A 316-nucleotide genomic window follows, 5' to 3' on the forward strand; every position below is an offset into this window, starting at 1 on the left:
ATCGATCAAGCCGGTCTGAGTGACCGTGCCACCAGTGTGATTGCTACCCTGAACTTGACCGACGCAGAAGCGGCGGACATTGACAGCATCTTGCTGACCAATGCTGATGGCAGCACCCAAACCATTAGTGTGGCGGATGCGATTGCAGGGGTCACCGTGTCCATTCCAGCAGGCACCTTGCTTGCTGACATGCCAAGCTTTAGCATCACCCCAACGCAAGATGCGATATACGAGATATCAGAAACCATTGGCATGAGCCTATCGAGCCCAGTCAATGCCGCTCTTGGCACCGCCACGGCGAGCGCTGAGATCTTAG

1 protein-coding gene is annotated in these 316 nt (G+C 55.4%); it reads left to right on the forward strand.

Translation table 11 applies throughout. The features are described 5' to 3' along the window. Positions 1–316, forward strand: a 316-nt coding sequence (locus R2R70_RS19510; protein WP_410978823.1) for a hypothetical protein, incomplete at both ends; no start/stop codon positions are given.

Origin of the sequence: Cobetia sp. SIMBA_158 (genome assembly GCF_046566945.1) — a bacterium.
In the GTDB taxonomy this organism is placed as follows: Bacteria; Pseudomonadota; Gammaproteobacteria; order Pseudomonadales; family Halomonadaceae; genus Cobetia; species Cobetia amphilecti.